Genomic DNA, 14,033 nt, shown 5'->3' on the forward strand with positions numbered 1-14,033 from the left:
GCGGGCACGCGGACGATGTTCACCCTGTGGGCGTATAGAAATTCCTGATACCGTATACACTTCCATTCTTCTTGAATGACCGTATCCGTATCCGTACCAGGAGCCCAGGAGCGCCCTCATGGCGACAGACGCGACAGACCTCACCGGCCGCCACTTCCTCAAGGAGCTGGACTTCAGCGCGGACGAGTTCCGCGCGCTGGTCGATCTGGCCGCGCGCCTCAAGGCCGCGAAGCGCGCCGGTACCGAGGTGCCGCGTCTCAAGGGCCGCAACATCGCCCTGATCTTCGAGAAGACCTCGACCCGTACCCGCTGCGCCTTCGAGGTGGCCGCCGCCGACCAGGGCGCCGCGACGACCTACCTCGACCCCTCGGGCTCCCAGATCGGGCACAAGGAGTCGCCGCGCGACACCGCGCGCGTCCTCGGCCGCATGTTCGACGCCATCGAGTACCGCGGCGACGCCCAGTCCACCGTCGAGGAGCTCGCGCAGTACGGCGGTGTGCCCGTTTACAACGGACTGACGGACGACTGGCACCCCACGCAGATGCTGGCCGACGTGCTCACGATGACCGAGCACAGCGCGAAGCCGCTCACCGGTATCGCCTTCGCCTACCTCGGCGACGCCCGCTTCAACATGGGCAACTCCTACCTGGTCACCGGGGCGCTGCTCGGCATGGACGTGCGCATCGTGGCGCCCAGGGCGTATTGGCCGGCCGAGGAGATCGTGAGCCGCGCCCGGGAACTGGCCGCCGTCAGCGGCGCGCGTGTCACCCTCACCGAGGACGTCGCGGAGGGGGTGCGGGGCGCGGACTTCGTCGCGACCGACGTGTGGGTGTCCATGGGGGAGCCGAAGGAGATCTGGGGTGAGCGCATCCAGGCGCTCACGCCGTACGCGGTGACGATGGACGTCCTGCGCGCCACCGGGAACCCGGACGTCAGGTTCCTGCACTGCCTGCCGGCCTTCCATGACCTGGGCACCGCCGTGGGGCGGCAGATCCACGACCAGTACGGGCTCAGCTCACTGGAGGTCACCGACGAGGTGTTCGAGTCCGCGCACTCCGTGGTGTTCGACGAGGCGGAGAACCGGCTGCACACCATCAAGGCGGTCCTCGTCGCGACCCTCGCCGGTCCCGGCCGCGTCGCCGCCGACGAGCCGCGCGACTGAACCCGCGGTCTTCCGTCGAGGACCGAGGACCGAGGGTCGAGGGCGGGCCGGTGGCCCTCGGCCCGGAGCCTCTCAGGCCTCCGGTCCGGCGGCGGGGCGGCGCTGTGCGGGGAGGGTGAACCACACGGCCTTGCCCGAGTCGGTCGTACGGTGCCCGCAGTCGGCGCTCAGCGCGCGGATCAGCAGGAGCCCTCGGCCCCCCTCGTCGAACGGGTCGGGCGGGGCGATCGGGCCGGGGTCGCTCAGCCCGCCGGGCGGGGCCGGATCGCTGTCGCGCACCTCGACCTGGCAGTACGAGGGCAGCAGCTCCACCACGAGTTCGATGGGGTCGCCGCCGGTGGTGTGCTCGACGGCGTTGGCGACGAGTTCCGCGGTGAGCAGTTCCGCCGTGTCGCCGTCGGCCCCCGAACCGATGTCGGCCAGGGTGTCGCGCACCATGGCGCGGGCGATCGGTACGGCGTGGACGCTGTGCGGCAGCGTGAGCCGTCGGCTGCAACCGAGGGGGACGGGGATGTCGAGCACGGGGCGAGGTCCGTTCGAACGGCAGGGGGACTTCCCCCAGCCTACGGAGCCGCGCGGCGAACCTCCGGGGCCGCGTGAACCGCCCCCGCCACCCGTCCGGCCCGCGCACGCTGGGCACTTCGCCCCGGTCCACCCCGGAACGACCCGGCCTCCCCGCCCCGACGAGTGACGCGACTCACATCGGCCGATCGGGATCGTACGGGACCCGTCACCCGGAGGTACCGGTCGGAAGCTGCCCGCGCACCCCGTGCGGACACGCCCCGGTGCTGTCGCCGCCGTGCGGCGAGGTGTGCGTCGAGCCGGTTCCGCCACTGAACAGGCCGACGGTGGCGATCATCGAGTCGCTCGCGACGGCGGGCTGGTGGGCGCTGGGCCTCGTGTGGTGGCTGATCACGCTGGTCCTGGGCCGGATGCCGGGCTCCCGCCGTCCCGCACTCCTGCACTGCGCTCCGCGCGCGACGGGCAGCCGCACACCTGGTGAAGCAACCGGGCGGAGGCGGCGGGGGCGGCCGCGGGTCATCTCACCCGGTCACCGGCGGTTCGGCGCCGCGCCCGGCGGCCACGGGCGGTCAGGCCCCAGGGTTTGACAACCGAGAGGACGGTGTTGAGTAGATACGCTGCCAGCGCCACCGACGGCCCGGTCACCAACGCGTGGGGTCCGTGGTACCCAGGCGTGGCGGCCTGATCTGCCGCGTGGTCGACGATGACGCGCAGGGCGAAGAGGGACGCCGTCGTGGCGGCGATCGACACCCAGAACTTGACGGCGACCCAGCGGTGCCGTAGTAGGCCCCAGGGCGTCCCCAGAGCCAGCAGCACCCCGCTGATCAGCGAGGCGAGACTGATGACGGGGAGCAACCAGTCGGTGAACAGCGCCATCGCGAGGTACGACGCGTGAACCTGGTCTGGCGGTCCTGACAGGCCGTTGATGCCCAGGGCGAGCAGCCCGAGCGTCAGGCCGAGCCAGCCGACCGAGGTCACCACATGCACCACCAGCCAGACGCGCCGCGCGTGCCGGGGCAGCCGGGGGAAACCGCGGGGGCCGGCGGTTTTCTGCGTTGGGGCCGCCCCTTCCGGACTGCTGCCGTTGGTGCTCACATCTCTCCTCAAGTGGGCGGTCGGTGGCACCGGTGCACACTTCAGTAGGCGATCTCGACCACGGACCGGTACACGGCCTTCTCCTCCAGGCTCTGGACGAGACAGCACGCCAGGTCGGCGCGGGACACGGACCAGGCGCCCGGCAACTGGCCGTTGGGAGGGCTCATGCGGTATCGACCGGTCAGCTGTCCCGCGGTGAGCCGGGCCGCGCGGACCAGAGTCCAGTCCAGGTCGTCGGCGGTGCGCACGATGCTCTCCATGCGGGCCATGTCCCGGTAGGGCCGGCGCAGCAGCGGTTTCAGAAGCAGGGCGGTCAGCGCTCGCTGGGCGGGGGCGGCACGCCAGGATGGCCGAGCCATGCTGGTGGTGGAAACACACAGGAGCCGGCGCACCCGATGAGCGCGCATGGCGGCCACGATGTGGGCGGTGCCGACCGAGTAGACAGTGGTGGCCGCTCGGCTGTAGCCGATGCCCAGTGCCGACACCACCGCGTCGGCCCCCTCGACTGCATCAGCCACGGCCCCCGCGTCCTCCACATCACCGGGCGCCACGCGCACCCCGGGTGTGGTGACGGCGGCTGGATTCCGGGCGAAGGCGGTGACGCGGTGCCCCGCCTCGCCGGCCAGCCGCAGCACGGTCCGCCCGGTGCCGCCGGTGGCGCCGAACACGACGACGTTCATCGCGGGCCCTGGCAGCCCGATGACGGCGGCATCAGTCCGACACCTCGATCCGCTGCTGATATGTCGTCGGGTCCTCCAGATGACTGACGATGCAGTCCGCCACATTGGCTCGCGCCACCCTCCGCGCCCTCGGCAGATGCCCGCCGACGACCACCTGGTACCCCGGCGTGGCCGGTCCGTCCGTGAGCATCGGCGCACGCACGATGGTCCAGTCGGTGTCACTCGCCTCGATCACGTCCTCCATACGGTGGAGGTCCAGGTGGATGTTGCGGAAGACGCGGTCGACCACGAACTCGGCCACCGCCCGCTGGAGCACCGGCAGATGTTTGGTCTCCAGCCCGGCCGAGGACATGACCACCACGCGGCGCACACCGCCGGCCGCGGCCGCCAGCAGGATGTTGCGCACACCGTCCGAGAAGACGGTGGTGGTGCTGCGGTCCGGAACGCCCAGCACTACGGCCACAGCGTCCTTACCGACGAGCGGTGCGGCCAGGCTCTCTGGGTCCATCACGTCGGCCGTTGCCACCGTCAGCTTGTCGCGGGCGATCCGCAGTCGGGCGGGATCGCGAACTACCGCGGTGACCGTGTGCTTGGCGTCCAGTGCGCGTTCGACGATCAATCGGCCGGTACGACCGGCGGCTCCTACGACGACGAGTTCCACGTAAGCCTCCTTGGCTGGGCGGCCGGAGGCAGTGGGCCTCCGGGCGCGCTGTTCGACAGGCTCGAATAAACAGCCTGTCAGGTGTGTTCCAGGTCTTTCAGCGAGAACGCGAGCAGGACGCCCCCTGCGTCGCTCGGATACTGCGGGTAGTAGGCGGCCTGGACATACAGCATTCCGTCTGCCACCGTCGCGCCACCGCCACCCGACAGCGCGGTGCCGTGGGCTGGTACGCCGTTGACCGTGTCGTAGTCGCGTACCGTGTCGTACTGCCACAACACCGCACCGGTGTCGGCGGAGAATATGCGCATCTTGCCGTCGGCGCTCCCCTCGTAGACCAGCCCGGGGGTCGTCGTCACCGCAGGGGTGAACGCGAGCTGACAGTACTCGGGATACTGGGCGGCACCGCCCCACTGGCATCCGTCGGACGGGTTGGGGGTCCGCCACAGGATGTCGCCCGTCGCCGGGTCGAGCGCGAAGAGTGTGCCGGGCTGAGCGAACCAGGTGGCGACGTACAGCCGTTTTCCGTCGTAGCTGCTGCCCCACTGGATGCCTGAGCTTCCGCCTTGCGCGTCATTGTCCGGATTGAGCTGCTTGTGCCACACCTCCGCACCCGTGCGGGCGTCGTAGACGTAGTAGGTGCCGTTCTTCCGGCCGATTCCCAGCAGCCGGCGGTGGCCCGAGGTGAAGAGGTTGGCGCTGGCGCCGAAGTCCCAGTCGTGTACGGAGCCGTTGGCTTTGCCGGGGCAGTAGTCGTCCGCACCGGGCTGGTCGCAAGCGACCGTGTAGGTGTCGGGGAACGGCGACTGCTGCTTCCAGCGCAGTCGGCCGTCGCGGGCATCCAGCGCCAGCACCGAGTCGTAGTCACCCGAAGAGCCGGTGTAGTTCTGACCGGTTCCGACGTAGACCGTGTCGGTCGTGGGATCCACCACCGGGCTGCTCCACACGCCGACGCCGGAGGGCTCGTAGCGTGCCGCGCCGTTGGGCCATGCGTCGGACCGTACGGGCTTGGGCACCGTCCAGTGCCGCCAGACCTGCTGTCCGGTGGCGGCGTTCACCGCGACCACCGAGCCGCGGAAGGTGCAGCAGGAGTAGGTCAGATCGGAGACGTAGCCGGACTCCGCGCTGGAGACGCCGACGTAGACGTTGCCGTGGTGGACCACGGGCGAACTGGTGATCTGCGCGCTGGGATGACTGTCGAGCCGCAGATCCCAGCGCAGGGAGCCGGTCCGGCGGTCCAGCGCGTACAGGTAGCCGTGGTTGTCACCGAAGTACACGGCGTCGCCATGGACCGCGGCGCCCGACCGTACCGGGTCAGGGGTGGCCGACGACAGGTCGCCGACCACGGTGGTCAGGTCGAAGGTCCACTTCTTCGCGCCGGTCCTGGCGTCCAGCGCGTGGAAGGTGGCGTCCGCGCCCCCTGTGTACAGCGTTCCGTCGACCACCGCAGGCTGGCTGCCGAGGTAGACGCCGGGTACGGATGCGTGACCGAAGGCCCACTTCTCCCGCAGCCCACCGACGTTCGCCGGGGTGAGGGTCTTCTCCGCGGCGTTGAAGCGCGACCCGGCCGTGTCGTGGGTCCAACTCGGCCAGTCAGCGGCAGGCGCGTCCGGACGAGTGGCGGGGGCTTGGGCGCCGGAGGGCGTCCCGAGCCCGGTCAGCAGCAGGGTCACCGTTGTCAGGGCGGTCAGAAGAGCTCTTCCTCTCATCCGCGAAACCTTCTTAGTGCGCACGTGCCGCTCCTCCCTCTGTTGCCGCTGCGTGGCCTGCCGGGGTGGTCAAGGTGCCCGGCCGGTGCTCCGGTTCTCGGGCCGGGCCGTTACACCACGGGCCGCGGTTCCAGGCCGGCGAGCGCCTCGGCGTGGGCGAGCACGGCGGCGCAGTCGAGGTCGCCCAACCCCGCCTCGGCCGCTTGCACCAGTCGGTCGAGAGTGGCCGTGGTGACCGGCGCCGCGACATCGAGCCGGCCGGCCTCCGAGACGGCGAGCTGGAGGTCCTTGCGCATCAGGTCGAGCCGGAACTGAGGTGCGCTGTAGGCCCGTCGGCGCATCACCGAGGTCTTGAAGCGCATCACGGGCGAGCTGTAGCCGCTGTCGCCGATCATCTGCAGCGCCAGGTCCCGGTCTATCCCGGCCCGTCTGGCGAGCACGACCGCTTCGGCGACCATCTGCATCTCGGCACCCATCAGCAGGTTGAGCATCACCTTGGCGCTGGCGCCCAGTCCGCTCCCGCCGAGATGGCGCACTTCCTTGGACAGCGCTTCCAGTACGGGCGACACCCTTGCGAACGCCTCGGCGCTGCCGCCGACCATGAACCGCAGCTCGCCGGCCCGGGCGTGGTCGCCGTTCCCGATGACGCAGGCATCCACGGCCGCACTGCCGCGGGCCGCGGCTCGTTCGGACTCCGATCGGGCGAACTGCGGAGAGACGGTGCTGGTGTCCATCACGACGCCGTGCTCCGGCAGCGTCTCGAAGACGCCGCCCGGGCCGAAGAGCATCGCGTCGACGACGCCCTCGTTGGCGAGGCTGATGAGGACCACATCGCAGTCCGCGGCCAGTTCCGCCGCTGAGCCGACGGCCGTGGCACCTTCTTCGACCAGGGGCCCTACCCGGCTCGCCGTACGGTTGTAAACGGTGACGCGATAGCCCTGCTCCAGGAGCCGGTGAGCCATCCCGCCTCCCATGACGCCGGTTCCGAGCACTCCGACGTGCAGGCCGGAGCCCGGTGGGTTCTGTGTATGTGCCATGAGATGTCGACCCGCTTTCTCGGTGGCGGTGCGCGGAGGTAGTCCGGCCCGGCGCTCGTGTGTTCAGCCAGGTAACCGGTGCTCTCACAGGCCTGTTGGGGGCTCAGGAGATGGCCTCAGCCTACCGGGGTGAGTACTCACTTCGCTACTCTTTCGGTCGAGCGGTCGACGTGGTCGACCCGCCTCTCCTGGGGCATTCTGTGCGACCGGCTCAGTGTGACCCCTCGGCACTTCGGCCTGTCACCTGCTGCGACGGGGCCCCCGGCTTGCCGCCGGGCGTCCTTTGTGCGCTGCGCAGGGGGCGCTCTTGGAGAAACAGGACCGTCACCGCGCCTGCGACGGCTACACCCATTCCCGCCAGGTAGACGGTGTGCAGGGAGTGGGCCAGTGATGAGGCGATGCCGTCACGGATCGGCGCGGGCATGGCCCGTACACGCGAAGGCTCCACCAGGACACCATTGGTCCCCAGGCGGCGCAGTTCGGTGGCGGGCACCTTGAGCGGCAGCCAGTGCCGCAGCCGGGCGTTGAGCACCGCGCCGAAGACGGTGACTCCGATCGCACCGCCGAACGAGCGGAAGAAGTTGGCCGCCGCGGTCGCCGTGCCGAGTTGCCGCATCTCCACCGCGTTCTGCACCGCCACGATGAGAACCTGCGTCACCAGGCCGAACCCGAGGCCGAACACCAGTAGATACGAGCCTGCTTCCACTCGCGAGGAGCTCTCATTCAGCGATGACATCAGGTACAGCCCGCCGGCCATCACGGCCAGGCCGCACACCGGGAAGTACTTGTACCGGCCGGTGGCCGAGATCACCTTGCCGGCGACGTTCAGCGACACGACGGTGCCCAGCATCATCGGTACCAGCAGCAGGCCGGCGGTCGTGGCCGTCGCGCCGGATGCCACCTGGAGGAAGAGCGGGGTGTAGACGGTCGCGACGAACAACGCCACCGATCCGAGGAACAGTCCGAGCGTGGCGATCAACACCACCGGGTCCTTGAACAACCGCAGGGGTACCACCGGTTCGCGGGCGTGCCGCTCCTGGGTGACGAAGGCCGCCAGTAGCAGCACCGCGCCCGCCAGCATGGAGATGATCTGCCAGGAGCCCCATGCGTACATCGATCCGCCCCACACCGATACCAGCAGCACGTCGGTGATGGCGGCGGTCAGCAGCGCTGAGCCGAGGTAGTCCAGCGTGACGTCAGTGGTGCGAACAGGCAGTTTGAGGACGATGCTCAACACCACGAGGGCCAGCAGGCCGAGCGGCAGGTTGACGTAGAAGATCCATGGCCAGGACAGGTGGTCCACGAACAGCCCGCCGGTCAGTGGGCCCAGCACGCCTGCCACGACAAAGGCGGACTGGGCATACCCCTGCCACCGACCGCGCTCGCGCGGCGGTACCAGTTCGGCCACGAGTGCCATGGCCAGCGCCATCAGGCCGCCTGCGCCCAGCCCTTGAAGGGCCCGGAACGAGATGAGCTGCCCCATGGACCGGGCCAGCCCCGAAAGGGCCGAACCGGCCAGGAAGATAATGATGGCCGACTGGAACATCCGCTTGCGGCCGTAGAGGTCGCCGAGCTTGCCCCACAGCGGCGTGGCCGCGGTCGAGGCGAGCATGTAGGCCGTCACCACCCACGACAGATGGGTCAGGCCCCCCAGATCGCCCGCGATGGTGGGCAGGGCCGTCGCGACGATCGTCTGGTCCAGTGCGGCCAGGAACATCGCCAGGACGAGCGACACGAATACCGTGAGGAAGGCTCTACGGGGTATGGCGGGGCTCTGCTGCCCCTGACTGGGCGCGCTCATGGGTACTCCTCCGCTGTGTCGAGAGGCAGTCGCTGATTCTATTCGTATAGACTGTACATTTAAAAGAGCGGTTTCCAGGACCCCCTGAAGAGCGGGATCCGTGAAGCGATAAGGACTCTGATGACGCTTTCCGGAAAGATCGCGATCGTGACGGGATCGACGTCCGGGATCGGCGCGGTCACTGCGGAGGGTCTCGCCGAGGCGGGTGCCCGCGTCGTGGTGACCGGCCGGCGGGCCGAGCGGGGCGAGGCGGTGGTGGCCCGGATCCAGGGCAAGGGCGGCGAGGCGTGTTTCATCGCCGCTGACATCACGCGCGAGGAAGAAGTGGCACGCCTCGTCGGCCTCACTGTCGAGCGGTACGGAGGACTGGACATCGCCTTCAACAACGCCGGTGGTGGCGGCGGCTTCGGTCCGCTGGACCAGTTGGACGCGGAAACCTTCGCCGGTGTGCTGGCCGTCAACCTCACCGGAACCTTCTTCTGCCTCAAACACCAGATCGCCGCGATGCGGGCCGCAGGTGGTGGCGGCAGCATCATCAACAACGCCAGCACGGCCGGCGTCCAGGGCACCGCGACCGGCCTCAGCGCGTACACGGCCGCCAAGCATGGTGTGGTCGGACTGACCCGGGCCGCCGCGCTGGAGGCCGGCTCGGCAGGCATCCGGGTGAACGCACTCATCACTGGTCCGGTGGACACCGAGGAATTCCGCCAGCGCATCTCCCACCAGCCCGGCGCGCTTGAGTCGGCTGGTGCGCACACTGCCCTGGGCCGCATCTGTGGCGAGGCCGAGGTGGCGTCCGCGGTGACCTTCCTCGGCGGCGACGACTCGGCGTTCATCACGGGTTCGCTCTTCGAACTCGACGGCGGGATGACCGCCGGCGTGACACGGGGCGACATGCAGCGTCCCGGTGGCAGGCCGGGCGGCAACTGATCGACGCAGCCTCTCCCGCGAGTTCTGTCCGGCACCCGACCGGGGCCGCGGCCCGGCCCGGTCGGGTGCCGGGCCGGGCGTGCCGGGCCACGCTCAGGGCGCGGGGTCCGGCTCCGGAACCGCCTCGACGAGAGAGAACGCCGTTCCGGTGGGCACTATGCGGTTCAGCCGGTAGCCGGCGGCGGCGAACAGGTCGGCGAACTGCCGCTCTGTGCGGACCTCGCCGCTCATGGTAGTCAGCATGACCAGGTCGAAGTTCTTGACGAACTTCGACCTGCCCGGGCGATGCACCAGTTCCGCCGCGACGAACTTCGCGCCCGGTGAGGCCTCGTGGCAGCGGCGCAGCAGTTGGACCAGCGCGGCGTCCGGCCACGAGTGCATCACCTGCTTGGTGACGTACACATCGATACCGCCGGGCACCCTGCTGAAGAAATCCCCGCCCGCGAACTCCAGTCGGCCCTGGGCCGCTAGGTGGGCGGTGTCGGCGTGCGTACGCGCCTGCTCGATGACGGGTGGCAGATCGGCCAGGACGCCCCGGTCGATGCTGGGGTAGCGGGTGAGGATCGAGGCCAGGTAGGTGCCCTGGCCTCCGCCGAGGTCACAGATCGACCTGGCCGCGGCATAGTCCGGGTAGTGGCTGATCAGCGCCCCGGCCAGTGCGTCGGTGAAGTCGGTCATCGCCTGGTTGAAGGTGATGGCCTCCTCAGGATGCCGCTGCAGCCAGGGCCACAACGCGGTGTTGTAGACCTTCTCGAAGCCCGGCTTGCCGGTGGTCAGACTGTGATCGAGGGCGCCCCAGGACGCCCACAGCCACGGCGCGCCGACCATCCGGGCCATGGCGTGCATCGACCCGGGCACCTCGGGCCGCAACAGCTCCGACAGCGCTGTGTTGGCGAAGATCCCGGGTTCGACCTCCTCGAAGATCCCGTCCTCGGCGAGTAGGGAGAGCACCTTGTGCAAGGGTCCCGGGGCGGTGCCCGACCGCTTGGCCAGGTCGTCCGTAGGCAGCGGACCGAGGGTCAGGAGGTCGGCAATGCCGTACTGCGCGGCCAGGGCGAGGCATCGTGGGGTCGAAGGGAACATCAGCTCGGAGAGGGTCAGCGCGCCGTCCGAGGACGGCAGCGTTTCCGTTGTGGTCATGAGTAACTCGTCTCCTCACAGGTGGTGGGCCGGGCACGGGAGCGGAGAACTCCGCACCGGTGCCCGGCCTGTTGCGGCGGACAACTGCGGCCGCACGGCCGCGACCGGACAGGACTACGGTCAGCCCAGCAGAGCGAGGGCGAAGCCTCCGCCGGGAGCGGCCATGAACTTGTTCGTCGACGGCACCTCACCGCCGGCGGCGAGGGCGATCGCACGCCGGGGGAGCGGCAGCGCGATGGGCGACAGCACGGACTCGGTGTCACCGTCCGCGAGCTGAACGTCGTTGTTCCAGCCCCAGCCGGACACTGTGCCGTCCGCGAGCAGCGCCAGACTGAAGCCGCCGTTGCCGGGAGCCGCGTCCGTGCCGCCGCCGTTGGCGGCGACTGCCTTGGCACCTGCTACGGAGGGCACCCGGGCCGGGACGGCACGGTCGATGGTCGTGCCGTCGCCGAGTTGGCCCCCGTCGTTGAGTCCCCACGCCCACACCGTGGAGTCGGAGAGCAGCGCCACCGTGTGGTGATAGCCGCCCACCAACTGGCTGATGCCGGTCAGACCGGGGACCGCCTGCGGGGCGTGCCGGTCGGTGGTGGTGCCGTCGCCGAGCTGGCCGCGGTCGTTGAATCCCCAGACGCTGGCTGAGCCGTCGGCGTGCACCACCATGCTGTGCCCGCCGCCGGCGCTGACCTTGACCGCAGGTTCAAGGCCGCGGACCTGGGCCGGGCGCGGTCGGCAGGCGAACGAGATGCCCATGTAGGCCCGCTCGATCCGGCCTGGAACCGTGCTGTCGGTGCCGTCACCGAGCTGCCCGCGGTCGTCGCGGCCCCAGGACCACACCGAGCCGTCCGCCTTGAGGGCCAGCGTGTGCGCCCCACCGACGGCGATATCGACGACATCTTCCAGCCCGTCCACGCGGATCGGAGTCGGCTGGACTCCAAAGTTGCTCTCCCCCAGGGCGCAGAAGAATCCCGCACCCCAGGCCCAGACGGTGCCGTCCTCCAGCAGGGCCACGGTGTGTCCGCCGCCGGCGCCGACCGAGCGGACCCGGCCGGGCAACCCGGCCACCCGCACCGGCATGGACGGGTTTTCCGTGGTGCCGTCGCCGACCTGGCCGAAGGCATTGCGGCCCCATCCCCACAGGGCCCCGTCCCCGGTGACCGCCAGCACCTGGCCGCACCCGGCCGCCAGCCGTACCACGGCGTCCAGCCCCTTCACCTCCTGGGAGGGGAACCGGCTGATCGTGGTGCCGTCGCCGAGCTGCCCGTTGGCGTTGTCACCCCAACTGCTGACTGTGACAGTCATCTGCTTCTTCTCCCTGTGCAGTGCGTTGCCCGGGCCGGTCGGCCCGGTATGGCCGGTGATGGGGCATCAGGCCCAGAAGTCGTCGACCGCGGCTTGGTCGTCGGGGTAGGTCCAGAACTCCGCGATGAGACCGTTCTCGATGCGGGCCACGTTGATGAACGGCATCTCCAGCTTCCGGTCCTCGCGCTCGTAGCGCGTGAGCACGGTGGCGAAGGCCAAGTTCTCGCTGGCGCCGATCTCTGTGATCTCCATCTGGATGCGCCCCTGGCAGATCTCGAACATCTCGCCGGCGAAGGCCAGCGCCGACTCGATCCCTGCGTGGGCGCCGGCCAGCCGGCTCTTGCCGGGGTAGTAGTGGACGCAGTCCTGAGTCCAGTAGCCGGCGGCCTTCTGCACGTCGCCGACGGTGAAGGCGGCGTACACCTCCTCCATGAGGCGGGCGTTTGCGTGGTCGAGGACCTTCATGTCGTCTCCATCTGTGAACAGGTTGGGCGTGGGAGCAGAGCGGACCCGCGGTGCGCGATCGGGGCGGTCGGAGGCGGGGCCGGGTCGGCCCGGGCCCGGGGCGGGATTCAGCGGTCGGCCTGATGCACCGCGTCCAGGAATGCGGCGCGGGCGGGGGCCGGGAAGGGCGGGGGCGCGCTCGCTGCGGCCTGCTTGACGCGCAGCCTGATGTCCTCGTCCTCGTAGAGGGCGGCCGGATCGTCCAGCGACATCATGGTGCGCACCAGACGTCGCCAGACCACTGGATCGGTCGCGGCGGCCTCGGCCACCGTGCCGAAGGTGATGACGTCCGCAGGCGGCGGCGGAAGTGTCCGGCCGGCCACCGTGGCACCCCACATCCGGGCCCGGCCGGTGTCGTTGCGGACGGCGTCTTCGAACCAGGGCGAATAAGTGGTGTCCGACAGGTTCGCCGCCCGGCGCGCCTGCTCGACGTCCACCCGAGGGTGGACGCGCAGCAGGTCGGCGAGGCCGAAGACGTGAGAGATGGCGAGCGAGACGCCGCGCCCGTAGGCCGGGTTGGTGGTGCACACCGCGTCGCCGACGGGGAAGAAGCCCAGGACCGGGGGGTCCTCCTGCCCCCACCGACGGATGGAGTTGTCCAGGCCGCCCATCGGGTGGACCGGTGAGATCGGCTCGGCGGCGTCCGGCGAGACCCACGGTGCCAGCAGCGCAGTGGCCCGGACGGCGGCGGTGAACACCTCCGGCCTGCGCAGGGCCTTCAGTTCCGTGTCGTCGGGCAGCACCCCCAGGGAGATGCTGTACGTGTCCCTGTCGCCGAGGAACATCACGCCGGTATAGAAGTCCCACAGGCCGCCGGCGCCGAATCCGCGGTTGAGCGGCCCGGCCGGTCGCGGGGAGCGTGCCCGGTAGTAGCGGGTGTAGTAGGCGATGTCGGCGCTGCTGCTGGTCTGGGTCGGCTGCGGGGCGCCGGCCGTGGCGAGCCAGTCGGCGGTCTGCGATCGACGGCCGGAGGCGTCGATGACCAGATCGGCCGTGAGTGTGCGCCCCTCCTCGGTGGTCACGCCGGTCACGCGGATGTCCGGGTGCCGGCTCAGCTCCAAGCCGCGCGCGGTGACGCCGCCCAGGAAGCTGATGGTGGGGCGGCGGGCGGCCTCCTGCCGCAGGACCAGCTCGAATGCCGAGCGGCGGCTACCGAGCATGCGCAGTTCTGCGTCCTCGGCGTGCGGCGTGCGGTCTTTCAGGCCTGGAGGCAGATTGGCGCCGAGGGAGATCTCCCTGGCACCTGCCTGCACCAGGGCACGGTAGGTGCCGGGCAGCCTGTCACGCAGCAGATTGGTGCCCAGCGAGCCGAAGGCGTGGGACTGGTGCAGTTGGGGGACCGTGGGCCGGCGCCACGACTCGTGCGCGGCGTCGACCGAGGCGGGCGTCTCTTGAGCGTCGCGCTCGAGGACGACGATCTCGTGGCCGATGTCCGCCAGTGCCAGCGCCGCGACCAGACCGGCGACGCTCCCTCCGATAATCAGTGTTCTGGTCAT

Annotated in this window: 13 protein-coding genes and 1 pseudogene; 3 read left to right on the top strand and 11 right to left on the bottom strand. The window is 70.1% G+C overall.

Features of this window, described 5'->3' with window-relative positions; genetic code table 11:
• Positions 1–118: 118 nt before the first annotated feature.
• The gene (gene argF, locus AB0J21_RS15380; RefSeq protein WP_363146421.1) at positions 119–1,162 is read left to right on the top strand and encodes an ornithine carbamoyltransferase; all 1,044 of its coding nucleotides are present in this window, start codon (positions 119–121) and stop codon (positions 1,160–1,162) included.
• A gap of 72 nt (positions 1,163–1,234) precedes the next feature.
• On the opposite strand, the gene AB0J21_RS15385 is transcribed toward argF, so the two are convergent.
• The gene (locus AB0J21_RS15385) at positions 1,235–1,684 is read right to left on the bottom strand and encodes an ATP-binding protein (protein WP_363146422.1); all 450 of its coding nucleotides are present in this window, start codon (positions 1,682–1,684) and stop codon (positions 1,235–1,237) included.
• A gap of 329 nt (positions 1,685–2,013) precedes the next feature.
• Between AB0J21_RS15385 and AB0J21_RS15390 the strand changes: the two are divergent.
• A pseudogene (locus AB0J21_RS15390) lies at positions 2,014–2,100 on the top strand (DUF4389 domain-containing protein); the annotation flags it as partial.
• A gap of 100 nt (positions 2,101–2,200) precedes the next feature.
• Here the strand turns inward: AB0J21_RS15390 and AB0J21_RS15395 are convergent.
• The 6 genes from AB0J21_RS15395 to AB0J21_RS15420 all read right to left on the bottom strand — a co-directional run bounded on the left by AB0J21_RS15395 (position 2,201) and on the right by AB0J21_RS15420 (position 8,664).
• Complete coding sequence (locus AB0J21_RS15395) at positions 2,201–2,779, bottom strand: DUF2269 domain-containing protein (protein WP_363146423.1); 579 nt, start codon at positions 2,777–2,779, stop codon at positions 2,201–2,203.
• Positions 2,780–2,820: 41 nt separating this feature from the next.
• Positions 2,821–3,459, bottom strand: coding sequence for an NAD(P)H-binding protein (locus AB0J21_RS15400; protein WP_363146424.1), 639 nt, complete (start codon positions 3,457–3,459; stop codon positions 2,821–2,823).
• Positions 3,460–3,490: 31 nt separating this feature from the next.
• Positions 3,491–4,120 (bottom strand): NAD(P)-binding oxidoreductase, encoded by a 630-nt coding sequence (locus tag AB0J21_RS15405; protein ID WP_363146425.1) that lies wholly within the window; start codon positions 4,118–4,120, stop codon positions 3,491–3,493.
• Between the two features lie 77 nt (positions 4,121–4,197).
• Positions 4,198–5,826: a PQQ-binding-like beta-propeller repeat protein gene (locus AB0J21_RS15410; protein ID WP_363146426.1), complete on the bottom strand. Its 1,629-nt coding sequence runs from the start codon at positions 5,824–5,826 to the stop codon at positions 4,198–4,200.
• A gap of 110 nt (positions 5,827–5,936) precedes the next feature.
• The gene (locus tag AB0J21_RS15415; protein WP_363146428.1) at positions 5,937–6,863 is read right to left on the bottom strand and encodes an NAD(P)-dependent oxidoreductase; all 927 of its coding nucleotides are present in this window, start codon (positions 6,861–6,863) and stop codon (positions 5,937–5,939) included.
• Between the two features lie 211 nt (positions 6,864–7,074).
• Positions 7,075–8,664 carry an MDR family MFS transporter gene (locus tag AB0J21_RS15420; RefSeq protein ID WP_363146429.1) on the bottom strand — a complete coding sequence of 530 codons (1,590 nt, stop codon included), beginning with the start codon at positions 8,662–8,664 and terminating at the stop codon, positions 7,075–7,077.
• Between the two features lie 120 nt (positions 8,665–8,784).
• Between AB0J21_RS15420 and AB0J21_RS15425 the strand changes: the two genes are divergently transcribed.
• Positions 8,785–9,594 (top strand): SDR family oxidoreductase, encoded by an 810-nt coding sequence (locus AB0J21_RS15425; protein WP_363146430.1) that lies wholly within the window; start codon positions 8,785–8,787, stop codon positions 9,592–9,594.
• 93 nt (positions 9,595–9,687) lie between these two features.
• Here the strand turns inward: AB0J21_RS15425 and AB0J21_RS15430 are convergent, their stop codons facing one another.
• From AB0J21_RS15430 to AB0J21_RS15445, 4 genes are all read right to left on the bottom strand, one after another.
• Positions 9,688–10,734 (bottom strand): methyltransferase, encoded by a 1,047-nt coding sequence (locus AB0J21_RS15430; RefSeq protein WP_363146431.1) that lies wholly within the window; start codon positions 10,732–10,734, stop codon positions 9,688–9,690.
• 120 nt (positions 10,735–10,854) lie between these two features.
• A complete protein-coding gene (locus tag AB0J21_RS15435; protein ID WP_363146432.1) occupies positions 10,855–12,033 on the bottom strand; it encodes a hypothetical protein in 1,179 nt (392 codons plus the stop codon).
• Positions 12,034–12,099: 66 nt separating this feature from the next.
• Positions 12,100–12,498 (bottom strand): nuclear transport factor 2 family protein, encoded by a 399-nt coding sequence (locus AB0J21_RS15440; protein WP_363146433.1) that lies wholly within the window; start codon positions 12,496–12,498, stop codon positions 12,100–12,102.
• A 107-nt stretch (positions 12,499–12,605) separates the two neighbouring features.
• Positions 12,606–14,033 carry an FAD-dependent monooxygenase gene (locus AB0J21_RS15445; RefSeq protein ID WP_363146434.1) on the bottom strand — a complete coding sequence of 476 codons (1,428 nt, stop codon included), beginning with the start codon at positions 14,031–14,033 and terminating at the stop codon, positions 12,606–12,608.

The sequence above is a fragment of the Streptomyces sp. NPDC049954 genome (assembly GCF_040656295.1).
In the GTDB taxonomy this organism is placed as follows: Bacteria; Actinomycetota; Actinomycetes; order Streptomycetales; family Streptomycetaceae; genus Streptomyces.